The sequence below is a fragment of the Limimaricola sp. G21655-S1 genome (genome assembly GCF_027213785.1).
Taxonomy (GTDB): Bacteria; Pseudomonadota; Alphaproteobacteria; order Rhodobacterales; family Rhodobacteraceae; genus Limimaricola.
On sequence record NZ_JAPWGO010000030.1, the window covers coordinates 1 to 23,678 of the forward strand.

Below are 23,678 nucleotides of genomic sequence, written 5' to 3' on the forward strand. Positions count from 1 at the left end.
TCTTCGGCCCCAGGGTCAGTTGTGTATATTTGAGAGTCCGGGCGGGGCGGGGCGGGCCAGCGGCGGGGCGCGGCGGGCGCGGGCGGCGTGGGTCCGGGGGCGGTGTCGAAGGCGCGGGCCAGCAGCGGCAGTCGCGCCTCGGGCTCCGGCCCGGCGATCACCGCCAGCGTGCCGCCGGCGCGGTAGTGACGGGCGTGGTAGCGGCGCATCGCGGCGAGGGTGAGATCGGGCAGCCAGGCCGGGTCACCGCCGGGATCGAAGCCCTGCGCCGCGCCGGGAAACAGCGCCGCGCGGATCGCGTCGCCGAAGGCGCGCGGCGTGGCGCGGTGGCCGAGCATCTCGTTCAGCACCACGCCGGTCAGGCGCGGCGGGTCGAGCGCGAGGCGCCAGCCCTCGCGGGCGAAGGCGTCAGCGCGCAGAAGCGGGCGGAACGCCGCGTCGAGCCAGATCTCGGCCAGCCGGTCGAACTCGCGGTCATGGGCGCAGGCGATCTCGTAGACGGTCAGGCCGGGCAGGGTGGCGGCGTTGAGATGGCCGTGCAGCGCGCCGTCGAGCAGCGCCGCGAAGCCCCGGCGCAGCGGAAAGCGGCGCGAGCCCTGCAGCACGCAATGCTCCAGCACATGGGCGATGCCGCTGTCGTCGGGCAATGGCGTGCGGATGCCGAGCGACAGCGCGTGCAGATCGCCGCCTTGCAGGGTCAGCGCCGCGCCGCCGCCCGGGTGGTGGTGCAGCCGGGCCAGCGCGCCGATCTCGGGCAGATGCGCCTCGGCGGCGGTGGCGAAACCGCTCACCGCGCCGCCATCGCGGCGATCGCCGCGCGTAGGGCGGCGATGGTGCCGCCATCGGCCATGTCGTGCCCGGCATCCTCGATCACCTCGATCGGCGCGCCCCATCGCGCGGCGAGCGCGTGGCTGGTCGCGGGCGGGCAAAGGAGGTCGTGGCGGCCTTGGACGATGTGGCCGGGGATCGGGCGCAGCGCCTGCGCCCGGTCGAGGAGCGGCGCGCCGAGGAAGCAGCCGGCGCGGAAGTAATGCGCCTCCATGAACGGGGTGGCGGGCAGCGGGCCGGGGGCGGCGAGCGCATCGCGGTCGAGCCGGGCCGCGGCGGGGGTGATCCGCGACAGGATGCGCTCGGTCCCGGCCCAGGCGCGGGCCGCCGGGCGGTGGATCGCCGGGTCGGGGTCGAGGATGCGGGTCCAGTAGGCGCCGAGCGGATCGGCGCGCGCGGGCGTATCAAGCAGCGACAGGAAGTCGTCGAAGAGCGCCGGGTGAAAGCGCGGCAGCGTGTCGAGAAAGGCGGTCTCCAGCTCGGCGCGGGTGCCGAGGAACACCGCCCGCAGCACGATCCCCGAGACCCGTTCGGGATGGGCCAGCGCATAGGCCAGCGCCAGCGTCGCGCCCCAGGACCCGCCGACCACCAGCCAGCGGTCGATGGCGAAGCGGGCGCGCAGCGCCTCGATGTCGCGGATCAGATGCGCGCTGGTGTTGGCGTGGCGCGCGCCATGCGGGCGCGAGCGCCCGGCGCCGCGCTGGTCGAACATCAGCAGCCGGGTGGCCTCGGGGAACAGCGCCCGGTGGGCGGGCTGGCAGCCGCTGCCCGGCCCGCCATGCAGGAACAGCGCGGCGGGCGCATCGGGTGGGCCGGTCAGCTCGGCATAGATTTCGTGGCCGTCGCCGACATCGACGAGGCCTGCGAAGCCGCTCACCCGCCCGGCTCGGGCGTGCCGCCGGAAAAGTCGCGATAGGTGTAGCGGTCGGAGCCTTCGGAGAAGGCCAGCGCCGCCTCGAACACCTCCGCATGGCGGGGCGAGAAGGCGCAAGCCGGGTCGGTCGCGCCCCCATCACCCAGAAGCGCCGCCGCCTGGCAGCGGCAGCCGCCCCAATCGTCATGCTTGTGCGCGCAGGAGCGGCAGGGCTCGGGCATCCAGTCGGTGCCGCGATAGCGGTTCATCACCTTGGAATGGTCCCAGATCCAGGCCAGCGAGTGGTCGCGCACCGAGTCGAAGCTCAGCCCAGCGATGCTCTCGGCGGCGTGGCAGGGCAGCACCTTGCCCGAGGGCGAGATGTTGAAAACCTGCCGCCCCCAGCCGCCCATGCAGGGCTTGGGTCGGGCGGCGTAGTAGTCCGGCTCGACATAGTCGATGACGAGGCGGCCATGCAGCCGGGCGCGGGCCGCGTCGACCACCTTCGAGGCGGTGTCGATCTGGTCGGGTGTCGGCATCAGCGCGGCGCGGTTCCTAAGCGCCCAGCCGTAATACTGGACGTTGGCGACCTCGAGCCGGGCGGCGCCGAGATCGAGCGCCATTTCGATCATCTCCGGCAGTTCGTGCAGGTTCTGGCGGTGCATCACGGCGTTGAGCGTCAGCGGCAGGTCGCGGGCGCGGACCCATGCGGCGGCGGCGCGCTTGCGCTCGAGCGCGCCGCGCAGGCCGCCGATCCGGGTGGCGAGCGCGTCCTCGACCGACTGGACCGAGATCTGCACGTGGTCGAGACCGGCATGGGCCAGCGCGTCGAGCCGGGCTTCGGTCAGAGTGACGGCCGAGGTGATCAGGTTGGTGTAGAGGTCGAGCGCGGCGGCGCGGGCGACGAGGGTTTCGAGGTCGCGGCGGGCCAGCGGCTCACCGCCCGAGAAATGCAGCTGCAGCACGCCGAGATCGGCGATCTCGCCCAGCACCCGCAGCCATTCCTCGGTCGACAGCTCGGCACTGGCACGTTCGAGCTCGACCGGGTTGGAGCAGTAGGGGCATTGCAGCGGGCAGCGATGGGTGATCTCGGCCAGCACGGCGATCGGGATGCCGTGGCTGCGGGCCGGGTCGGGGCGCAGGCGGGCGGAGAGCTCGGTCATGCCGCCTCGCGGTCGCGCAGGAAGCCCTTGGCCTCGAGATCGGCCAGCATGGCGGTGACGTCGGAGAGGATCTCGGGTTCGGGGGCATCGTAGCGGGCGGCGAGGGTGGCGGCGATGGCCGCGAGCGTCGCCTTGCCGTCGCAGAGCTTCAGCACCTCGACCGCGATCTCGTCGGGGATCAGGATCCGCTCGGGCGCGAGCAGCAGCCAGGTGTCGCGGGCGCGGTCGAAGCGCAGCTTGACGAAGCGGGGCAGGGCGGGGCGGCTGTCGGGGGTCACGGGGCGTCCTCCGGGACAAAGGCGCCGGGCGGCGGGTGGCCGGTGACATAGGCGTGGTAGAGTGCGTCGAGCTGAACCCAGAGCACCTCGGTCTTGAACACCAGCGCCTCGCAGACCAGCGCGCGCGCCTCGGGCGTGCGGGCGTGGGTCCTGACGTAGTCGAGCGCGAAGCCCGCGTCGCGCGGCGCCTGGCCGAGCCGGGTCTTGAAATAGGTCATGATCTCTGGGGTTATGAAGTCGTAATTCTCCAGCATCCCGGAAATGCGCCGCTCGTGGATGTTCGGCGCGAACAGCTCGGTCAGCGAGGAGGCGATCGCCTCGAGCGGCGAGCGGGTGGCGACGAAACTGACATAGGCGTCGACCGCGAAGCGGGTGGCGGGCAGCACGCCGCGCGCCGATGTGACGTAATCAGGGTCGAGGCCGAGGCCGGTGGTCAGGAGCAGCCAGCGGTCGATGCCGCCGGCGTCGTTGTCGCGGCCGTCATGGTCCTCGATCCGGTGGCGCCATTCGCGGCGCAGCGCCCGGTCGCGGAAGCGCGAGATCACCAGCGCGTCCTTGATCGGGATCGAGGACTGGTAATACCAGCGGTTCAGCGCCCAGGCCTGCACCTGGCCGAGGGTGAGCTTTCCGTCATGCAGCAGGTGATGGAACGGGTGGCGATCGTGGTAGCGGGCCGCGCCGATGGCGCGCAGCCGGCGCTCCAGCGCCTCGGCGTCGTCGAGCGGCTCGCCCGTGAAATGGAAGGTCGTGTCGAAATCGGGGGCAGGGGGCTGATGGGCGTTCATGGCGCGATCTCCTCTCCGGCGCGGGGCAGGCGCCAGCCCGCGGCCTCGATCTCGGCGCGCTCGGGCGTGCCGGGGCGCAGGATCGGGTTGGAGTTGTTGACGTGGACGAACAGCTTCTGCGCGATGCCGAGACCCTCCAGACGGGCCATCGCGCCCTCGGGGCCGGAAACCGAGACATGGCCCATCCGGCGGCCGGTCTTGGCGGCCAGCCCCTGGTCGATCAGCTCGTCATCATGCCACAGCGTGCCGTCGAACATCACCAGCGCCGCGCCGCGCAGCCGGTCGCGCAGGGCTTCGGTGGCCCGGCCGCAGGCGGCGATGACGAAGGCCTCCGGCCCGCCCGTGGCGGCGCGCAGCCGCAGGCCGAGCGTGTCGCCGGGGCGCTCCTCGGTCGGCTCGGCCCGGCCCTCGAGATGCCAGGCGGGCTTGCCCGGCACCTCGAAGGCCTCGACGATCAGCCCCGAGGGGGTGCCGTCGGGCAGGGCGGGCTCGAAGGGGGTGTCGAGGGCGATGGCGTGGCGCGGCACGCGGGCGCGGTCGAGCACGTCGAAGATCGGGTTCTCGGCCAGCACCGACAGCACGCGGGGATGGGCGTGGATCGCGAAGGGCGAGCCCTCGCGCAGCGACAGGAGGCCGGTGACGGCGTCGATTTCGCCATTGGTGAGGATGACGCCGGCGATCGGCGTGTCGCGCAGCCGGCCCGCGCGCGGGTGCAGGGCGGGCGTGGCGTTGATCTGGGCGCGGATGTCGGGCGAGGCGTTGATCAGGAACCAGTGCTCGCCATCGACCGAGGCGGCGATCCCGGCCTGGCCCTCATGGGTGTCGGGCGCGGCGCGGGCGGCGCGGCAGCCGTCGCAGTTGCAGTTCCATTGCGGGTAGCCGCCACCCGCCGCGCAGCCCAGGGTGATGAATCTCAGCATGCGAGCCTCCTCCCCAAGGCGTCGCGGCGGGCGCGGCCGCCGGTCACTTGCGCTTGGCGCAGGCGTACATGTTGATTTCCATGCCGGCTTCGACTTCGACGATCTTCGGGGCTTTCCAGGCCATGCAGCACTCCCTTCAAAGGCTCCGCCGGTGCGCCCGGCGGCGGCGCGGGGCCGGGGGCCGGTCCCTCGGGTCAGGCTAGCAGCGCGGCGGGGCGGGGCGGTATCGTCAAATGGTCGTAGAGCGCCGGGCCGCTCAGCCGACAGAGCGCGGCGCGCCGGTCGAGCCTTGCAGCTGCGGCGCCGGCCCTGGCCGGTGCCCGAGATGACCGAGGGTCGGGGGCAACGCCTCAATGTGGCGTCGGGCCTTGCGCCAAGCGTGACCATCACATGCCCCATGGCGCGGCCGGTTGTGCCAGACCTGCCCACTCGGGGACTCAAGGATGCTGGTCTGCCAAGGCATGCGGAAGGAGCAGGGAGCCATGTCCTTGTGCCGATCGGGATGTGCGGATGCAACTATAGGAACACTGCAGTGTCGCGGGCGCTCAGGTTGGTTACATGCCGCAAAACGCCGGATCGCCTGACATTGATTGGAAATAAAAGTTGCGGCCGGACGTCGAATACGCGGCCCGCCTCGGACTTCAAGCGCGCGCCGGTGATCATGTCGTGATGTTAGCTAGCTGAGGTCGAGATCTCGAAAGGATGCGACCGGCCGGGGGGCCGGCCGGTCGCAATGGCAAGGCAGTGCCAGGTTACTGGGTCGAGGCCAGCTCGGCCAATGCTTTGGGCAGCTTGAAGGTCCACAGCGTCGCACCTTGATTGAGGAAGTTGACCTTCTTGGCCACCTCCCCGCCCCACAGCGGCACCGCGCCGCCCCAGCCCGAGATCACCGAGACGTACTGCTCGCCATCCTGCTCCCAGGTGATTGGCTGGCCGACCACGCCCGAGCCGGTCTGGAAGCTCCACAGCTCCTCGCCGGTGGCATCGTCGAAGGCGATGAACCGCCCCTCGGGGGTGCCAGTGAACACCAGACCGCCCTTGGTCGACATCACGCCCCCCCAGAGCGGGGCCTCGTTTTTGAACTCCCACACCCATTCGCCGGTGGCGGGATCGATCGCCTTGAGGCTGCCGATATGGTCCTCGTAGAGCGGCTTGATGGTGAAGCCCGCGCCCATGTAGGCCGCGCCCTTCTTGTAGGTCACCGGCTCGTTCCACATGTCCATGCCCCATTCGTTGGAGGGGACGTAGAACAGGCCGGTATTCTCCGAATAGCTCATCGGCATCCAGTTCTTGCCGCCGAGGAAGGACGGCGCGGCGAAGATCGTCTCGCCCTTGGCCTCGCCGGTCAGCTCGGCCGGGCGACCAGGGCGGTTGGCCTCGACGAAGATCGGCCGGCCGGTGTCGTCGATGCCCTCGGCCCAGGTGATATCCTTCACGAAGGGGAAGGCGTCGACATAGCCGCCATCGGCGCGGTCGAGCACGTAGAAGAAGCCGTTGCGGTCGGCGGTGCCGTAGCGCTTGTTGCCGTCCTTGTCGGTGAAGCCCACCACCTCGTTGACGCCGTCGAAATCCCAGCCCTCGCGCGGGGTGGTCTGGAAGTGCCACTTGATCTCGCCGGTCGCCGGGTCGAGGCCGACGCGGGAGGCGGCGTAGAGGTTGTCGCCGGTGTTGCCTTCGACGGGCTCGCCCGCATTGCGCAGCCAGCTGTTCCAGGGCGCGGGGTTGCCGGCGCCGAAGACCAGCGTGTCGGTCTCGGCGTCATACGAGCCGCCGAGCCAGGTGGCGCCGCCGCCCTGCTTCCACATGTCGCCCGGCCAAGTCGCGTTCAGCGTCCCGGTCATGGTCGATTCCTCGCCGTTGAGCGTGCCCATGTGGCCCTCGATCATCGGCCGGGTCCAGACCAGCTCGCCGGTCTCGGCGTCGCGGGCCTGCACCTCGCCGACGATGCCGAATTCGCCGCCCGAATTGCCGGTGATGATCAGCCCGTTATGGATCAGCGGCGCGGCGGTGTAGCTGTAGCCTTCCTTGTAGTCGGCGATCTTCTTGTTCCAGACCACGTCGCCGGTCTTGGCGTCGAGCGCCACCAGCCGCGCGTCGAGCGTGCCGAAATAGACCTTGTCGCCCCAGAGCGCCGCGCCACGATTAACCACGTCGCAGCAGGGCAGGATGCCTTCGGGCAGGCGGGCGTCGTACTGCCACAGCTCCTGCCCGGTGCGGGCGTCGATGGCATAGAGCCGCGAATAGGAGCCGGTGATGTACATCACCCCGTCCTTCACCAGCGGCTGGGTCTCCTGGCCGCGCTGCTTCTCGCCGCCGAGGCTGAAGGCCCAGGCGGGGATGAGATATTCGACCGTCTCGCGGTTGAGCGTGTCGAGCGGGCTGTAGCGCTGCAGCCCGCGGCCCATGCCGTTGGTGACCACGTCCTCTACGGTGGCGGCGTCGTTGGCGATGTCCTCGTCGGTGACCTGAGCCCGTGCGGCTTGGGCGGCGGTGCCTGCGATCAGGGTGGCGCAGGCGGCGGCGATGAAGCGGTTCATGTGGGTCCTCCTCCCATGTGGCGGCGGCAGCGGCCCCGTCAGAACCCCTCGCGCCGCCTGCATGATCGCCGCGGGGCAGGGGGCGCGGAAATCGGACGATGGTCGTAGCCCCGCCCCCCTGCCAAGGTCGTAGCCCGCGCCAAGCGGTCGAAGGGTCCACGCCAACGCCCAACGCCGCCCGCAGGAGAGACGCGGGCGGCGGGGTCGGCAGCAGGTGGAAAGAAAGCTTTCGGGATGATGTCAGCCTGTCCCGTCCTGAAGTGGCACGCAGCCCCGACTTTGGTCGAGGGCCTTAGCGTGCCCGCCTGCGACCGCGCCCGGCTTCGAACCCCGCCAGCGCCAGCCCGAGGAACACGGCCCCCGCCAGCGCCACCCAACCCATTGCCGGCCAGTTGGCCTGGCCGTGCAGCGCGAAGCGGATCGCCTCGACCGCGTGGGTAAAGGGGTTGGCGGCGCAGATATCGTGCAGGAGCGCGCTGGCCTCGGCCATCTTCCACAGCGGGTAGAGCGCCGAGGACAGGAAGAACATCGGGAAGATCACGAAGTTCATCACGCCGGCGAAGTTCTCAAGCTGCCGCACCGTGCTCGAAAGCGCCAGCCCCAGCGCGCCGAGCATCAGCCCCGACAGGAATAGCGTCGGCAGTGCCAGCAGCCAGCCCCATCCGGGATCGGCATGGCCCAGCGCGGTGGCGATGCCGAGAAAGGCATAGACCTGCAGTACCGAGATTAGCGTCGAGGCCACCAGCTTGGAGGTCAGGAGCCACCAGCGCGGCAGCGGCGCTGTCAGCAGTAGCCGCATGGTGCCAGTCTCGCGGTCGAGCACCAAGCCCAGCGAGGACTGCATGCCATTGAAAAGCAGGATCATCGCGCACAGGCCCGGCAGGATGTAGGTCTCGTAGGTGATATAGGTCTGGTAGGGCGGGGTGATCGACAGCCCCAGCGCGGCGCGGAAGCCGGCAGCGAAGACCAGAAGCCAGACCAGCGGCCGCACCAGCGCCGAGACTAGCCGTGCGCGCTGACCCAGAAATCTCAGCGCCTCGCGGCGCACGATCCAGCCCATCGCCAGCGCCCAGGCCCGGGGGGCGGGGCGCCGGGGGCACGGCGCATGGGCGGCGGAGGCCGTGGAGAGCGCCGTGTCGGTCATGCCGGCTCCGCCGTCATCGCTAGGAACCGCGCCGCAAGATCGCCCTCGGGGGCGATGTCGCGCGCCACCGCACAGGCCAGGATATGGCCGCGATGCATCACTGCCACCTGATCGCCGGGCGCCACCTCGTCGGCCAGATGCGTGGCCCAGAGCACCGTCAACCCGCCCTGTCCGGCCAGGTCGTGGACATGGGCGGTGATCGCCGCGCGGCTGGCCGCGTCGAGGCCCACCGTAGGCTCGTCGAGCAGCAGCACCGACGGCCTGTGTAACAGCGCGCGGGCGATCTCGGCCCTGCGCCTGTGGCCGCCGTTGAGGTCGCGCACCCGCTCGCGCGCCCGCTCGGCCATTGACACCCGCGCCAGCGCTGCGTCGATCCGGCGGCCCGCCTCGCGCCCGCCGATGCCGTGCAGGGCGGCGGCGTAGCGCAGATTGGCCATGACCGGCAGCTCGGGATCGAGCGCAGCCTGCTGGAACACCACCCCGAGCCGGGTCAGCGCCGCGCGTGGGCGGCGGGCGATGTCGTGCCCCGCGATCTCGATCCGCCCCGCCTGCAGCGCCGCAAGCCCGGTCAGCAGCGAGAACAGCGTCGACTTGCCAGCGCCATTGGGACCCAGCAGCGCGCAGAACTGCCCCGGCGCCACCCGCAGCGACACGGCGTCGAGTGCGCGGCGCGCGCCGTGATCGTGGCTCACCCCCTCAATCGCCAGCCCGCTCATTCGATGGTCACGGCGAGGCGCTGGCTCTCGCCGCCGCCGGGTACCTGGATTTCGTAGCGGCCGGGCTTGATCGCCAGAAAGCCGATCTCCATCACCCCCGCCTCGTCGAACTCGACGCTGTCTAGGCCGAGCGGGCGGATCTCCAGCCCCTCGATGACGATTTCGTCGATCCAGATCGCGCGGAAGAACTCGGGCGCTGTCAGCGCCAGCTCCTGGCTGCCGTCGGCCTCGATCTCGATCTCGTAGTAGCTGCCGGATCTGAGCGTCAGCGGCGCCTCGGCCAGCGGCATCCCCGCCGAGAGCAGGATCGGCGGCAGGTCGTGCTTGTTGCCCGAGGACAGCACGCCCGCCGGGCCGAAGCCGGCCTCGTCATGGTCGTCGGCCAGGGCGGGCGGGGCGACGAGCGCGACCGCGATGGCGAAAGGTCTGATCATGCCGGGTCTCCTTGGGCGGGACGGAAGGCCGCGCCCCAGGGAAAGCGGCCGACCTTGATGGTCTTGAGGGCTTCGCGTTTCGCGACGTCGATCACGGTCACGTCGCCGGAGACACCGTTGGTGGTGAAGAGGAGCGAGCGGTCGGCGTTGAAGGCCATGTGCCAGACGCGGCGGCCGACCAGGATGTAGTCCTCGACCCGATAGGTCTCCGCGTTCACCACCGCCACGTGGTTCGACGGCCCCAGCGCCACGAAGGCGATGGATTCGTCCGCCGTCAGCTCGAAGCCCACGGGCTGGATGCGGTCGGGGTGGATGCCCGCGATCTCGAAGCCGATCTTGGCGATCTCGCCCTGACTGGCCACGTCGAACACCGAGATGGTGCCGCCGATCTCGGCAGAAACCCACAGCTCGGTGCCGTCCTTGACGAACTCGGCATGGCGCGGGCGGGCGTCGACCAGCGTGTTGGCGAACAGCGCCTCGGTCTCGGTGTCGATCCAATGGGCCATGTTGGTCGTCTCAGAAGTGGTGATGGCGATTCGGCCGTCGGGGCTCACCGCCATGCCCTCGGGCTCGATGCCGACGTCGATCTGGGCGATCACCGACCGTGTCTCGGTGTCGACCACGGTGGTGATCGCGTCGTCCTCGTTGGCGATGTAGAGTCGCCGGTCGTCGGGGTGCAGCACGAACTGCTCGGGGTCCTCGCCGGAGGGCAGGTCGTGCAGGATCTCGCCGGTCTCGGGGTCCATAACCTGCACCGCATCGCTGTCGGAGGCGCAGATGTAGAGCCGTGAGAAGTCATGGCTGAAGGTCAGCCCCCGCGGCCTCTCGCCGGTGGGGATGGTGCGTACCACCTCCAGCGTGGCGACGTCGATCACGCTCAGCGTGTCGTCCTTCTCGTTAGTGACCCAGATCTCGCCTTGGCCCTGTGCGAACGCGGGCGTGGCGAGAAGCGCGAGGATCGCAGCGTATCTCATGATCTCTCCTCGGAGGCAGCGCAGAGGGATTCGGGGGCGTCGGTGCCAAGCGTGTCCATCTCGCTCACCGGGTGCAGGAAACCTTCAAGCGGCGCGGTGGCGACCACGGCGCGCTCGGTCACCAGCGGAATCGGCTGGCGCATCTGCCCGTCCCAGGGCCGGAACGACAACGGGCTGCCGAGAAAGCCGCCCAGCTCGAAATCGGGGCCGAGGAGAAAGTCGCGCAGCACTTCGGGGTCGACTGATCCGGTGCGGGTCACCGCCTCACCGATGGCGCGCATCGCCGCCCAGGCGGCGTAGTCGCGCGGCCGCATCGTTCTGCCGGCCAACTCCTCGAATCGCGATTGCAGTTGCGCCGCGCCCCAGGCTTCGACCACCGGCGCCCAGGCCACCGCCTGCAGCCCCTCCGAACCCGCGAGCGGGCGCGGCGTCCAGGCGTTATAGGCGATGTAGCGGGCGAAATCCCCGGCCTCGTCGGCGACCAGAAGCACGTCGTGATCGGGCAGGGCTTGGGTGAAGACCGGCACCTCCTGCCCGGCGTTGCGGCGGATGTCGGCATCATCGAGCCAGTCGCGCTCGGCGCGCAGCTGCAGACCGAACTTCGCCAGCGAGCCTCGCAGCGCCTCGGCATAATCGATGTCCTCGGGCCGCTGCCCGGCGATCAGCGCCAGATCGTCCCAGCGGCGCTGAACGAGGAACTGCGCCAGCGCGTCGGTGCGCATCGCGGTCGAGGGGATGGTGTGCATCAGGTTGGCGCGGCAATCGGCGCCGCGCAGCCGCGCCCCGGGGGCGGCAGCGTTGAACAGCAGCGCGCCCTGCGCCTCAGCCATGTCGGCCACCGCCAGAACGGCGTCTTCGGGCGCGTCTAGGATCAGCAGGCCACCGCGCGCCAGCGCCGCGCGGGCCGCCGCCTCGAGGTCGCCGCCCTCGGGCACCGAGACGGTCTCGAGCGCGTAGTCATGACCGAGGAAGCGCCCGGTGGTGGCGTTGTCGTCGCGGCCGAGCTCGGCGCCCGCGCGGCCCTCGTCCTGGGGGATCTCGTCGAGGTTCGACAGCACCGGCGGGTGCGCCACCTCCTGCCTAAGCCAGGTCACCGGCACCTCGATAGCGGCCTGCGCAGCGCCGGCCCAAAGTCCCAGCATCACGATGGATGTCGCCTGTCGCAGCATTGCCTTCCTCCCGCCAAGCAGGCTAGCAGCGCCGCCCGGCCCGCCCCCATACGACCATGGTCGCGCCCCGCCGAAGGTCGCATAGGCGGCCCGGCCCGGTCCGGCTATCTCTGTGGCCCAGGACCAAGGGAGGACCGACCATGCCCCGCACCACACGCATCCTGGCGTCGCTCGGCGCGATCGCCGCCGCCGCGACCATCGCCCAGGCCGCCGGCCTGCCGCTCGACATCCAGGCGGTGAACACCGACGCCCTGCCCGATATCGGCGAGGAGTGGCTGACCGAGAACCCCTATCGCGACCAGGGCGAGGAGGTCTGGGCCAAGGCGATCGAGATCGGCGCCTCGGGCTACAACCAGAACTGCGCCCGCTGCCACGGCCTCGGCGCGGTGTCCGGCGGCCTCGCCCCCGACCTGCGCTTTCTCGAGGCCGAGGAATACGGCGACGAGTGGTACATGGAGCGGTTCCGCCACGGCTTCACCCAGAACGGCGTCACCCGGATGCCCGCCTTCGGCGATCTTCTGGGCCAGAAGGCGGCCTGGGCGATCCGCACCTATCTCGAGACCCGCCCCGACGAGGACGCGGTGAGCGCCAAATCCGCCGAACTCAAGGCGCTGCGCGACACGCTCGCGACGGGTGGCGAGATCGACGCCGAGGCGGTCAAGGCCGAGCTGTCCGGCATCGCCGAGGAGATCGAGACGCTGTCGGGGGCCCCGGTCGCCGATTCGATCGCCTACCGCGCGAGCGCCCAGATCGACGGCACGCCCGAAAGCTTCCACAAGGCCGCGGAGACGCTGACCGTGGGCCTGTCGGCCGCGCAGTGACGCGCCGCGCGGGCCTTGCGCTGGCGCTCGGCCTCGCCCTCTCCTTCGCGGGGGGCGGGGCCTTCGCGCGTTGCGAGGACTGGGTGCCGCAGCCCAGGCCCCAGAACGCCGATCGCGACTATGTCGGGCAGACCCTGGACGAGATCCTCGATCGCGGCTTCATCGAATTCGCGGTCTACGAGGATTTCCCGCCCTGGTCCGATCGGGCCGGCGGCGCGGCCACCGGCATCGACGTGGAGATCGGCCAGCTGATCGCCGAAGGCATGGGAGTCGAGGCGCGCTTCCGGCTGGTTGCCGCGGGCGAGGACCTGGCCGCCGATCTGCGCAACTGGGTCTGGAAGGGGCCGGTGGTCGGCGGATCGGTCGCCAACGTCATGCTGCACATCCCCTATGACAGCGCCTTCACCTGCCGGGTCGAGCAGGTGATGTTCACCGGCCTCTACGGGGTCGAGACCCTGGCAGTGGCCTATGATGCGGGCGTGTTCGGCACCGAGGGCCCCGGTCCGGCGATGTTCCGGATGCACCGGATCGGGGTCGAGAACGACTCGATCTCGGATTTCTACCTTTCGGCGATGGCGGGCGGGCAGCTGGGGCCGAACATCTCGCGCTATCCGACCACCGAAGCCGCGATGGCGGCGCTGGCCATGGGCGAGGTGACGGCGGTGATGGGGCCGCGCGCGCAGCTCGAGGCCGAACTCGGCCGGGCGCTGGTCCATGTTCCACCTTTCCCGGGGCTGATGAAGCCCGACTGGGCGCTGGGCCTCGCGGTGCATCACAGCCACCGCGACCTCGGCTACATGATCGAGGGCATCGTCGCCGAGGCGGTAGCCGACGGCCGGATCGCGGCGATCTTCGAGGATCACGGCCTGAGCTGGACCGCGCCGGAATGGTGAGGCGCTAGAGCGTCGTCAGATCGCCCGTGGCATCGACCAGCCGCACGCGCCTCAGCCCCGCGACGCGCAGCGCCGCGATCTCGTCGCGCTCCATCAGACAGAAGGCGGTCGACAGTGCATCGGCCAGCGCAGCGCTGTCGGCCTCGACGCTGACGCTCGACCAGGCGGGCGGCACCGCGCCGCCGCTTCTGGGATCGAGGATGTGGCTCGCGCCGCCGGGCAGGAACAGCGCGCCGGGACTCGAGGTCGCGATCGCGCCGCCGGTGAGGGTCGCCTGCCCCAGCAGACCCCGCGCGTGGTCCTCGATGCCGATCCGCCATGGCCCGCCCAGCGCCCGCATCTCGCCGATATTGACCAGCGCCCGTTCGAAGCCGCGCGTCGCCAGCCCCTCGGCCACGCGGTCGCTGGCATAGCCCTGGGCGATGCCGTTGAAGGTCAGCGCCTGCCCCGGCCCGAGCCGGAGGCCCGCGCCGCGCGCGACGCGCCCCCAGCCTATGCGCGCGGCGGCGGCGGGAAGGTCGCCCTGCTCGGCCAGCGCCCGCCAGAGCGGCTGCACGGTCGGATCGAAGCGCCCGCCGGTGGCGGCATGGGCGGCCGCGCACAGATCGATCACCGCCATGAATTCGGGCGCCGGCGCGTCGAGCCGGCCGGTGGCGTTGAGCCGGGAAAGCGCGCTGTCCGGGCGATGCAGGCTGAACAGCGCCTCCATCCGCTCCAGCGTGGCCCGGGCCTCGGCCAGCGCGGCCTCGACCTCCCGGCGCGGCCCCGAAAGCGTGATCGCCGCCTCGGCGCCGAGCGCGGTGCCGCGCCAGCCCTCGGCATGGACCGCGCCCGGCGCGGCGAGGGTGGCGGCGGCGATGGCGAGGAAACGGCGACGGGTCTGCATGGCGGTTCTCATTCGGCGGCGACGGGACGGGGCGGCGGGCGGCCGGGGCGGCGGGCGTCGAGCACCAGCGGCACGCAGCGCGCCGGGTCGTCATGGATCGACACGCAGTCGAGGCAGCCGAAGCATTCGGAATAGTCGATTCCGCCGGTCTTCTCGATGGCGCCATAGGCGCATTTGACCCGGCAGAGCTGGCAGGGCGAGCCGCAGGCCTCGCGCCGGGCGATCCAGTCGCGCCCGCGCAGGAGCCCGCCGATCGCCATCACCGCGCCCAGCGGGCAGAGATAGCGGCAGAACCCCTTGAACAGCACCAGCCCGAGCAGCAGCCAGAAGGCGGCATAGGCGACATAGTACCATTCGCGGACGAAAAAGGTGGTGATCGCGGTCTTGAACGGCTCGATCTCGGCGGCGGTGTCGACATGCTCGGGCGCGAGAATGGCGATCAGCACCAGCCCGGCCAGCGCCAAGTATTTCAGAAGCTTGAGCCGCGCGTCCCAAGCCGCCGAGGGCCGGATCTGCGGCAGGCGCAGCAGCCGGCCCGCGTGATGGGCGAATTCCTGCAGTGCGCCGAAGGGGCACAGCCAGCCGCAGAACAGCGCCCGGCCCCACAGCACGAAGCCGAGGATCGCGGCGCCCCAGACCGCGAGGCCGAACGGGTCATAGAGCAGGAAGGCGAAGCTGCGCCCCTCGATCGCGGTGCGGATCCCGCCCAGCACCGTGACCACCGACAGCTGCCCCTGTCCCCACCAGCCCACGAAACCTGTGGTCACCGTCAGCGCCCCGAGCCGCAGCGGCGTCAGCGTCCCCGGCGCGGCGGCGCGGCGCAGACCCGGCCCGAGGGCCGCGAGGAGCGCCGCGAGGAACACCGCCAGCAGTCCGAGATCCCCGGCCCGCGCCGCCAGCGCCGCCATGGCCGGCGTCTGCGGGGTGACAACTTCGGGTCGCTCGAAGAACCGCTCGGGCGTGACATGCGGCAGCTCGAACACGGTGGCGCCGATCTCGGGCATCAGCATGCCGTGTTCGCGGGTGGCGCGCACGTCCAGCACCCACTCCGCCGCCGGGTCGAAGCCCAGCCGCCGGTCGGCGCGCAGGATCATCGCCGTGCCCTCCGGCGCGCCGGGCGCGGTCTCGACGAAGATGTCGGCGTCGCGCAGCGCGACCGGCAGACCGCCCTGCCGGGCCGAGACCAGTTCGGGAGCGGTGTTGCGCACGAAGTCCGGCCCGACCAGACCGTGCCGCCCGGCCTCGATCAGCAGCAGGGGCTCGTCATGCGGGGCGATTTCGCGCAGGCGGTCAAGCTCCTCGAGCGTGGCGGGCGCCAGCGCCGCGCGGGCGATGGCGGGCGGGCCGAGATCGACCAGCCACAGATCGAGGAACATCGCCTCGGGTTCGGCGCGGGCCTGCGGATCGTCATGGCTCCAGATCGTGCCTTCGAAGCGGGCATCCACTTCGGCGTTGGTGACGGCAAGGCGGGCCGCCAGCCCCTGCGCCGCCAGCGCCGCCCAGTCCAGCGGCTCGTCGTGGTTGAGGTCGGGCCGGGCGGGCGGGGCGGTGTCGATGCCGCGCATCCGCTCGCGCGCCACCTTGAGCGCGGCGGCGAGGATGGTCTCATGCGCGATCCGCACGCTGGCCGTGGCCTTGCTCACCCCGTCGAGATGCACCAGCGCCGAGCCGGTCTCGCCCGCCCCGTAGGGGGTGCCGACCACCATGTTGTCGTCGATCGACAGCCCGCGATACTGTTCGAGAAACGCCCGGAACGGCGCCTCGCCCAGCCCGGAGACGAAGATCGGCTCGTTGTGTGTCAGGAGCTTCGCGTCGATGAAGCCGCCGGAGGGGTCGAGCGTCACCAGCATGTCGATTGGCGCGCCGGAAAACCCCGGCAGCGGCGCCAGAGGTGCGGTGCGGAAGGCGTAGCCCGCCGCCGCGCCGCCCGAGTTCGAAAGCCGCCAGACCCCCTCGCCCAGTTCTCCGCCCAGCGCATAGGGCGGCACTATCAACGCCTCGATCTCCTCCCGCGCGGGCGCTTCGGCCCGCGCCGGGGCGAACGGCAGGCAGGCGACGAGTGCAGCGAGAAGCAGGGCGCGGTGGCAAGACATGGCGAAAGGCTAGGCGCGCGCATGGGGGCGCGGGAATTCGACCTTGGTCGCGGAGCGCGCGGCATGGGACTTTTGGCCAATGGGGCGGCCGGGCAGGGGCTGGTAGTCTGGACGGGGACGCAATGCACGGGGTGCGATCATGGCCGGGACGCAACAGGAGAACGGGGCCTTCGGGCGGGCGCTGGTGATCGACGACCACCCACTGTTCTGCGACGCGCTGGGGCTGACACTGAGGAATTTCGTGGGCATCGCGCAGATCGACACCGCCGACCGGCTGCAGTCGGCGCTCGACCGGCTAGGGGCGGGCGAGGCCTGGGACGTGATCCTGCTCGATCTGCACCTGCCCGACGTGTCCGGCCTCGACGGGCTGGTGCGGCTGCGCCGGGTCGCGGGCGCGGCGCCGATCGTGGTGGTCTCGTCGATGGCCGACCGACAGGTGGTCGCGGCGGCGGTGCGCGCTGGCGCGCGCGGATTTGTGCCCAAGCACAGCGAGCGCGAGGTGTTCCTGACCGCCTTCCGGGTGATCGCGGCGGGCGGGCTCTACCTGCCCGACGGCATGGACCTTCCCGACGCGCCGGGACGCGGCACCGAGGAGGCGATCGACCGGCTGGCGCAGCTCACCCCGCAGCAGGCGACGATCCTGCACAAGATCTGCTGCGGGGCGATGAACAAGCAGATCGCCTACGACCTGTCGATCGCCGAGACCACGGTCAAGGCGCATGTCACCTCGATCATGCGCAAGCTCGGGGTGCAGACCCGCACCCAGGCGGTGCTGCTGGCCAAGGAGGCCAGCTTCGGAAACATGTTGCCCGAGCCGCCCGCCGGGCGGTAGCCTGCGCGCGGGGAGGAGATCGCGATGCAGGCTGTCGCAGACGCGTCGGAGGGGGCGCGGCTCGGGGCGGGTCGGGTGCTGCGCAGCGCCAGCGTCTCGGCCTTCGAGGCCGATCCGGCGGCCGCGCTGATGCGCGTGCTGGGGCCCGGTCCCTTCGCGCTGGTGCTGATTTTCGCCGCGCCGCGCGCGCCGATGGCGGCGCTGGCCGCCGCCGCCGCCGCCTGGCCCGGCGCGCGGGCGGTGATCGGCTGCACCACCGCGGGCGAGATCACCGGCGCGGGCTATGCCGAGGACGAGATCGTCGGCATCGGCCTGCCGGCCGAGCTGTTCGAGGCCGAAGTGATGGCGATCCCGGATCTCGACCGGGTCGGCGCGCCCGAGATGCTGCGCCAGCTGGCCGAGACCCGCGCCCGGGTCGAGGGCCGCCGCCCGAACTGGACCTCGGAATTCGCGATGCTGCTGGTCGACGGGCTGTCGCGGCGCGAGGACGCGCTCGCCGCCGCGCTCTCGGCCGGGATCGGCCGGGTGCCGCTGTTCGGCGGCTCGGCCGGCGACGGCGAGGATTTCGGCGAGACCCGGGTGCTGATCGACGGCGCCTGGCACCGGGGCGCGGCGGTGCTCGCCTTCGTGCGCACCGCCTGCCGGGCGGCGGTGTTCAACCTCGACCATTTCGACCCCACTGAGGAGCGGATGATCGTTACCCAGGCCGACCCCGAGGCGCGGCTGGTGCGGCGGCTCAACGGCGAGCCGGCGGCGCGCGAATACGCCCGCGTGCTGGGGCTCGACCGCAGCCAGCTGTCGGCTTTCACCTTCGCGGCGCACCCCCTGGTGGTGCGGATCGGCGGGCGCCACCACGTCCGGGCGATCCAGAGGGTCACCGAGGCGGGCGAGCTGGTGTTCTACGCCGCGATCGACGAGGGGATGGTGCTGTCGCTGGCCGAGCCGCGCGACATCGCGCAGCATCTCGACGCGTCCTTCGAGGCGATGGCCCGCGAGGACGGCCCGCCCGACGCGATCCTAGCCTTCGACTGCATCCTGCGCCGGCTCGAGGCTACCGAGAAGCAGATGGGCGGGCGGATGAGCGCGGTGCTGCGCAAGCATGGGATCGTCGGCTTCTCGACCTATGGCGAACAGCTCAACGGGCTGCACGTCAACCAGACCATGACCGGCGTGGCGCTGCGCCGGCCGTGAGCATCCCGCACGCCTATCTCGACCCCGAGGACGGTCTCGAACGGCAGAACCAGAAGCTGATCGAGATCGTCGACGCGCTGGTGCGGCAGGTCGAGCGCGGCGGCACCGGCTCGGGCGAGGCCTATGCCCAGTTCCGCCGCGCGGCGCTTCTGGAGGAGCAGGTCCAGGCCCGCACCGCCGAGCTCGAGGACGCGCTGGGGATGCTCAACCGTTCCAACGCCCGGCTGGCGCAGGCGATGCGCGACACCGAGGCCGCGCGGCGCGACTTGTCCACCGCGATCGAGACGGTGCAGGAGGGCTTCGCCATGTTCGACCCCGACGGGGTCATGGTGATGTGCAACTCGCGCTTCGGGATGCACATGGACGATCTGCGCGATCAGCTGGTGCCGGGGCTGCGCTTCGTGGATTACATCGACAGCGTCGCCGGTTCGCGGGCGCTGTCGCTGCCACCGGGCGAGACGCCCGAGATCTGGCGCACGCGGCGGCTGGCGCGGCATGACGACCGCCACGCGATCTTCAACGTCTCGCTCGCCGGGGATCATTGGGTGCAGATCAGCCAGCACCGCACCCCGGGCGGCGGCACTGTGATCCTGCAGACCGACGTCACCGACATGATCCGCGCCGAGCGCCAGGCGCGCGAGCGGATGCTCGACGACCAGTCGCGGATGGCGCGCGCCACGCTCGACCACATCAAGCAGGGAATCTGCATCTTCGACGGCCGGATCCGGCTCGCAGGGTGGAACGACGGCCTGACCCAGCTGATGGGCGTTCCGACGCCGCGGCTCAGGCGCGGGCTGCAGTTCCCGGCGCTGTGGCGAATGATCGCGCAGGATTTCGGCTTTGACGGCGAGATGTCCCGCGACCGCCTCGCCGCTTGGGTCGAGACCCCGCTGGCGCGCCAGCCGCTGCGCTTCACCATGCGCAGCGAGGACCGGCGCTTTATCGACGCCTCGGCCCAGCAGATGCCGGATGGCGGCTTCGTGTTCTCCTTCACCGACATCACCGCCGAGCGGCGCGCGATCCACGACCTCGCCCGCACCAACGAGGCGCTGGAGGAACGTGTGCGGGGCCGGACGCTCGAGCTCGAGGACGCGCTGGAGCGGGCCGAGAGGGCCAATGCCAGCCGCTCGCGCTTCGTCGCCGCAACCAGCCACGACCTGCTGCAGCCGCTTTCGGCGGCCAACCTGTTCTTGTCGGCGCTGCGCCAGGACGACCCCGCCAACCGCGAAGTGTTGGGTAAGGCGCATGACGCGCTGCACAGCGTCGAGGCGATCCTGCACGCGCTGCTCGACATCTCCAAGCTCGAGCTGGGCCACGCCTCAATGGATGTGGGTCCGGTGGCGCTCGGCCCGGTGCTGGCGCAGCTGCGCGACCAGTTCGCGCTACAGGCCGCGGCCAAGGGGATCGAGCTGCGCATTCTGCCCTGCGCCCTCAGCGTCACCAGCGACCGGACCTATCTCAAGCGGGTGCTGCAGAACCTGATCGGCAACGCGGTCCGCTATACCGAGACCGGACGGGTTCTGGTCGGCGCGCGGCGGCGCGGCGGCGCGGCGGCGATCGAGGTCTGGGACACCGGCCCCGGCATCCCGGAGGAGGATTTCCAGACCATCTTCCGCGAATTCGCGCGGCTCAACGCCCGCGCCTCGGCCTCGGAAGGGATGGGGCTGGGACTCGCCATCGTCGAGCGCGCCTGCGCGATCCTCGGCCACCCGCTCGACGTGATCTCGGAGCCGGGCCGCTTCACCCGGTTCAGCGTCACGGTGCCGGTGACCCAGGCGGTGGCCGAGGCCGCCTCGGACGGGCCTGCCGCCGTCGCGCACGAGGATGGCTGCGACCGGGTCGTGCTGCTGGTCGAGAACGACGCCGAGCTGCGCCGCGCCATGTGCCATCTGCTCGAGCGCTGGGGCGTGACCGTGCTCGATGTCGAGAGCGGCGAGGCGGCGATCGAGCTGATCGGCGAGACCGGGGCCGAGCCGGACCTGCTGCTGGTCGACCAGCAGCTCGGGGACGGCATGACCGGCCTCGACACCATCGCCGCGCTCCGCGGCCTGCTGCCGGGGCGCCCGACCCGTCTGGTCACCGCCGACCGCTCGCCCGAGCTGCGCGAGGCCGCACGGCGGGCGGGGGTGACGATCCTGCCCAAGCCGGTCGGCGCCGAGGCGCTGCGGGCGGTGCTGGGCCTCGACTCCTGACCCGCGACCATGGTCTTACGACCATGGCCGCATTTCCGCCCCCGCCCGGTTTAGGCATCCTCTTCCCAGACGCGCAGACCGCGACATCGCGACGGCCCGCGTCAACTCAGGGAGGACGACATGAACATCCAGACCCAGGACGGCCAGAGCCGTTCGATGAGCGCCGCGCTCGACACCAGCCATCTCGGCGTGCCGTTCCCGTTCAAGGCGCGCTACGGCAACTACATCGGCGGCGAGTTTGTCGAGCCGCGCGCGGGCCGCTATTTCGAGAACCCGACCCCGATCACCGGCGAGATCGTCTGCGAGATCGCCCGCTCCGACGCCTCCGACGTCGAGGCCGCGCTCGATGCCGCCCACGCAGCTTTCCCCGCCTGGGGCAAGACCTCGCTGGCGCATCGCTCGAACATCCTCAACCGAATCGCCGACGTGATCGAGCGCAACACCAACCTGCTCGCCGCCGCCGAGACCATCGACAACGGCAAGCCGATCCGCGAATCGATCAACGCTGACATCGCGCTGGCGGTCGATCATTTCCGCTACTTCGCGGGCGTGATCCGCGCCGAGGAGGGCTCGATCGCCGAGATCGACCACCAGACCTTCGCCTACCACTTCAACGAGCCTCTGGGCGTGGTCGGCCAGATCATCCCGTGGAACTTCCCGCTCTTGATGGCAACCTGGAAGATCGCCCCGGCGCTGGCCGCCGGCAACTGCATCGTGCTGAAACCGGCCGAGCAGACCCCGGCCTCGATCATGGTGCTGATGGAGCTGATCGGCGATTTGCTGCCGGCAGGCGTTCTCAACATCGTGCAAGGCTTCGGCCTCGAGGCCGGCAAGCCGCTGGCGCAGTCGAACCGGATCGCCAAGATCGCTTTCACCGGGGAGACCACGACCGGCCGGCTGATCATGCAATACGCCTCGCAGAACCTGATCCCGGTGACGCTGGAACTCGGCGGCAAGTCGCCCAACGTCTTCTTCGAGGACGTGATGCAGGCCGATGACGCCTATTTCGACAAGTGCCTCGAAGGCTTAACCATGTTCGCGCTCAACCAGGGCGAGGTCTGCACCTGCCCGAGCCGGGCGCTGATCCAGGAATCGATCTACGACGACTTCATCGCCCGCGCGATCGAGCGGGTCGGCAAGGTGAGCCAGGGCAACCCGCTTGACATGAACACCATGATCGGCGCGCAGGCCTCGACCGAGCAGATGGAGAAGATCACCTCCTATCTCAAGCTCGGCCGCGACGAGGGCGCCGAGGCGCTGATCGGCGGCGACCGCGCGAGCCTCGGCTCGGGCCTCGAGAACGGCAACTACATCCAGCCCACCGTCTTCCGCGGCAACAACAAGATGCGGATCTTCCAGGAGGAGATCTTCGGCCCGGTGCTGTCGGTCACGACCTTCAAGGACGAGGCCGAGGCGCTGGAGATCGCCAACGACACGCTCTACGGCCTCGGCGCCGGGGTGTGGACCCGCGACGGCTCCCGCGCCTTCCGCATGGGCCGCGCGATCCAGGCTGGCCGGGTCTGGACCAACTGCTACCACCAGTATCCCGCCCACGCGGCCTTCGGCGGCTACAAGCAGTCCGGCATCGGGCGCGAGAACCACAAGATGATGCTGGATCACTACCGCCAGACCAAGAACCTGCTGGTGTCCTACGACCCGAACGCGCTGGGCTTCTTCTAAGAGGCCGCGCCTCCCCGCCCGGACCGGCGAACTCCCGCGCCGGTCCGGGCCCCATCCCCCTTCCGGAGACAAGCCCATGGCCGACACGCCCCGCCCGATGGTCACCGCCACCCCGGCCGCGCTGGACCTGATCGAGGAGATCAAGGCGCGCCACGGCGCCGACCTGCTGTTCCACCAGTCGGGCGGCTGCTGCGACGGCAGCGCGCCGATGTGCTTCGCCGCCTCGGACTACATCACCGGCCCGCAGGACGTGTTGATGGGCGAGATCGGCGGCGTGCCGTTCTACATGAACCGCGACCAGTACGAGCGCTGGAAGCACACCACCCTGACCATCGATGCGATCCACGGCGTCGGCGGGATGTTCTCGCTCGACAACGGCACGGGGCGGCGCTTCCTGACCCGCTCCGAGGTCTGTCTCTAACCCCTTCCCCGAAAGGACCGATCCAATGCGCTTCACCGCGACCCTCGCCGCGGCCATAACCCTGGCCGCCCCCGCCTTCGCCGAGACCCACGAGATCAGGATGTTGAGCCGCGGCGCCGACGGCGCCATGATGGTGTTCGAGCCAGCCTATCTGGAGATCGCGCCTGGTGACAGCGTCACTTTCCTCGCCACCGAAAAGTCGCACAACACCGAGACCGTAGACGACATGCTACCCGAGGGCTTCGAGAGCTGGAAGGGCAAGCGCGATGAGGAAATCACCGTGACCTTCGACGCGCCGGGCTATTATCCCTATAAGTGCAAGCCGCACGAAGCGATGGGCATGGTCGGGCTGATCAAGGTCGGCGAGCCTGGATCGGCGCCTAAGATCGGTAAGCTGCGCGGCAAGGCCGTGCCGGTGATGGAGGAGCTGCTGGCGCGGGCAGGCTCTTGAAAAGGCGAGAAGTGAATAGCCCCATAGCTTGTAGACGCCTTCTTCCTCAATTTTGGTGCGAGGCAAGATGAGCGGCAGCAACTTTAGCGACGAGCTCAAGCGATTCGCGGTTGCGCAAATCACCGAGCGGGGCTGCTCGGTTAGGGAAGTGTCGGAGCAGCTCGGGGTCAGCCCGCATTCGCTCTGCGCCTGAAAGAAGTTCGCAATGGGCTCTTCGGGCGAGACGGAGAAGGACATGGAAATCCGGCATGTGAAGGCGGAGATGGCACGGGTTTCGGAGCGCGATATTCGGGAAAGGTCACCGCGTATTTCACTTGGGATACAAAGTGAGATACGCGTTCGTTGAGCTGCCCCGTCTGAGTGCTCCAGGTTAATTGTTAGTGCATGGTCGGCCTCCGGTCGACGGGCACGATGCTT

Annotated in this window: 23 protein-coding genes and 1 pseudogene; 9 read left to right on the top strand and 15 right to left on the bottom strand. The window is 70.5% G+C overall.

Going from position 1 to position 23,678, the window contains the following annotated elements; genetic code table 11:
• The 13 genes from O4G76_RS18365 to O4G76_RS18425 form a co-directional block, all read right to left on the bottom strand.
• On the bottom strand, positions 1-791 hold a 791-nt coding region (locus O4G76_RS18365), incomplete at its 3' end, for an insulinase family protein (protein ID WP_269398672.1).
• A complete protein-coding gene (locus tag O4G76_RS18370) occupies positions 788-1,705 on the bottom strand; it encodes an alpha/beta fold hydrolase (RefSeq protein WP_269398673.1) in 918 nt (305 codons plus the stop codon). The genes O4G76_RS18370 and O4G76_RS18365, both read right to left, overlap by 4 nt.
• Complete coding sequence (gene pqqE, locus O4G76_RS18375) at positions 1,702-2,844, bottom strand: pyrroloquinoline quinone biosynthesis protein PqqE (RefSeq protein ID WP_269398674.1); 1,143 nt, start codon at positions 2,842-2,844, stop codon at positions 1,702-1,704. Before pqqE ends, O4G76_RS18370 begins: the two co-directional genes overlap by 4 nt.
• Positions 2,841-3,122: a pyrroloquinoline quinone biosynthesis peptide chaperone PqqD gene (gene pqqD / locus O4G76_RS18380; protein ID WP_269398675.1), complete on the bottom strand. Its 282-nt coding sequence runs from the start codon at positions 3,120-3,122 to the stop codon at positions 2,841-2,843. Before pqqD ends, pqqE begins: the two co-directional genes overlap by 4 nt.
• Positions 3,119-3,907, bottom strand: a complete 789-nt coding sequence (pqqC, locus tag O4G76_RS18385) for a pyrroloquinoline-quinone synthase PqqC (protein ID WP_269398676.1) — start codon at positions 3,905-3,907, stop codon at positions 3,119-3,121. Before pqqC ends, pqqD begins: the two co-directional genes overlap by 4 nt.
• Complete coding sequence (gene pqqB / locus O4G76_RS18390; protein ID WP_269398677.1) at positions 3,904-4,827, bottom strand: pyrroloquinoline quinone biosynthesis protein PqqB; 924 nt, start codon at positions 4,825-4,827, stop codon at positions 3,904-3,906. Before pqqB ends, pqqC begins: the two co-directional genes overlap by 4 nt.
• Positions 4,828-4,870: 43 nt before the next feature.
• The gene (gene pqqA / locus O4G76_RS18395) at positions 4,871-4,951 is read right to left on the bottom strand and encodes a pyrroloquinoline quinone precursor peptide PqqA (protein WP_099278443.1); all 81 of its coding nucleotides are present in this window, start codon (positions 4,949-4,951) and stop codon (positions 4,871-4,873) included.
• A 628-nt stretch (positions 4,952-5,579) separates the two neighbouring features.
• Entirely contained in the window at positions 5,580-7,364 is a 1,785-nt protein-coding gene (locus O4G76_RS18400; RefSeq protein ID WP_269398678.1) for a PQQ-dependent methanol/ethanol family dehydrogenase, read from the bottom strand.
• 292 nt (positions 7,365-7,656) lie between these two features.
• Positions 7,657-8,424: an ABC transporter permease gene (locus tag O4G76_RS18405; protein ID WP_269398687.1), complete on the bottom strand. Its 768-nt coding sequence runs from the start codon at positions 8,422-8,424 to the stop codon at positions 7,657-7,659.
• A gap of 80 nt (positions 8,425-8,504) precedes the next feature.
• Positions 8,505-9,224 (bottom strand): ABC transporter ATP-binding protein, encoded by a 720-nt coding sequence (locus O4G76_RS18410; RefSeq protein WP_099278440.1) that lies wholly within the window; start codon positions 9,222-9,224, stop codon positions 8,505-8,507.
• Complete coding sequence (locus O4G76_RS18415; RefSeq protein WP_099278439.1) at positions 9,221-9,658, bottom strand: hypothetical protein; 438 nt, start codon at positions 9,656-9,658, stop codon at positions 9,221-9,223. The genes O4G76_RS18410 and O4G76_RS18415 overlap by 4 nt, the downstream gene beginning before the upstream one ends.
• The gene (locus tag O4G76_RS18420; RefSeq protein WP_099278438.1) at positions 9,655-10,632 is read right to left on the bottom strand and encodes a YVTN family beta-propeller repeat protein; all 978 of its coding nucleotides are present in this window, start codon (positions 10,630-10,632) and stop codon (positions 9,655-9,657) included. The genes O4G76_RS18415 and O4G76_RS18420 overlap by 4 nt, the downstream gene beginning before the upstream one ends.
• Positions 10,629-11,801 carry an ABC transporter substrate-binding protein gene (locus O4G76_RS18425; protein ID WP_269398679.1) on the bottom strand — a complete coding sequence of 391 codons (1,173 nt, stop codon included), beginning with the start codon at positions 11,799-11,801 and terminating at the stop codon, positions 10,629-10,631. Before O4G76_RS18425 ends, O4G76_RS18420 begins: the two co-directional genes overlap by 4 nt.
• Positions 11,802-11,941: 140 nt before the next feature.
• On the opposite strand from O4G76_RS18425, the gene pedF reads away from it, so the two are divergent.
• Positions 11,942-12,622, top strand: a complete 681-nt coding sequence (gene pedF, locus O4G76_RS18430) for a cytochrome c-550 PedF (RefSeq protein ID WP_269398680.1) — start codon at positions 11,942-11,944, stop codon at positions 12,620-12,622.
• Positions 12,619-13,515, top strand: a complete 897-nt coding sequence (locus O4G76_RS18435; RefSeq protein WP_269398681.1) for a transporter substrate-binding domain-containing protein — start codon at positions 12,619-12,621, stop codon at positions 13,513-13,515. The genes pedF and O4G76_RS18435 overlap by 4 nt, the downstream gene beginning before the upstream one ends.
• A 4-nt stretch (positions 13,516-13,519) precedes the next feature.
• On the opposite strand, the gene O4G76_RS18440 is transcribed toward O4G76_RS18435, so the two are convergent.
• Positions 13,520-14,401, bottom strand: coding sequence for an FAD:protein FMN transferase (locus O4G76_RS18440; protein WP_269398682.1), 882 nt, complete (start codon positions 14,399-14,401; stop codon positions 13,520-13,522).
• Between the two features lie 8 nt (positions 14,402-14,409).
• Positions 14,410-16,494, bottom strand: a complete 2,085-nt coding sequence (locus O4G76_RS18445; RefSeq protein ID WP_269398683.1) for a 4Fe-4S binding protein — start codon at positions 16,492-16,494, stop codon at positions 14,410-14,412.
• Between the two features lie 139 nt (positions 16,495-16,633).
• Between O4G76_RS18445 and O4G76_RS18450 the strand changes: the two genes are divergently transcribed.
• The 7 genes and pseudogenes from O4G76_RS18450 to O4G76_RS18480 all read left to right on the top strand — a co-directional run.
• On the top strand, positions 16,634-17,326 hold the full coding sequence (locus O4G76_RS18450) for a response regulator transcription factor (protein ID WP_099278434.1): 693 nt from the start codon (positions 16,634-16,636) through the stop codon (positions 17,324-17,326).
• A 24-nt stretch (positions 17,327-17,350) separates the two neighbouring features.
• Complete coding sequence (locus O4G76_RS18455) at positions 17,351-18,517, top strand: FIST N-terminal domain-containing protein (RefSeq protein ID WP_269398684.1); 1,167 nt, start codon at positions 17,351-17,353, stop codon at positions 18,515-18,517.
• Positions 18,518-18,519: 2 nt separating this feature from the next.
• Complete coding sequence (locus O4G76_RS18460; protein WP_099278450.1) at positions 18,520-20,709, top strand: PAS-domain containing protein; 2,190 nt, start codon at positions 18,520-18,522, stop codon at positions 20,707-20,709.
• 156 nt (positions 20,710-20,865) lie between these two features.
• On the top strand, positions 20,866-22,389 hold the full coding sequence (gene adh, locus O4G76_RS18465) for an aldehyde dehydrogenase (RefSeq protein ID WP_269398688.1): 1,524 nt from the start codon (positions 20,866-20,868) through the stop codon (positions 22,387-22,389).
• Between the two features lie 76 nt (positions 22,390-22,465).
• Complete coding sequence (locus O4G76_RS18470) at positions 22,466-22,810, top strand: DUF779 domain-containing protein (protein ID WP_269398685.1); 345 nt, start codon at positions 22,466-22,468, stop codon at positions 22,808-22,810.
• A 25-nt stretch (positions 22,811-22,835) separates the two neighbouring features.
• The gene (locus O4G76_RS18475) at positions 22,836-23,261 is read left to right on the top strand and encodes a pseudoazurin (RefSeq protein WP_269398686.1); all 426 of its coding nucleotides are present in this window, start codon (positions 22,836-22,838) and stop codon (positions 23,259-23,261) included.
• A 67-nt stretch (positions 23,262-23,328) separates the two neighbouring features.
• A pseudogene (locus tag O4G76_RS18480) lies at positions 23,329-23,605 on the top strand (transposase); the annotation flags it as partial.
• Positions 23,606-23,678 lie beyond the last annotated feature (73 nt).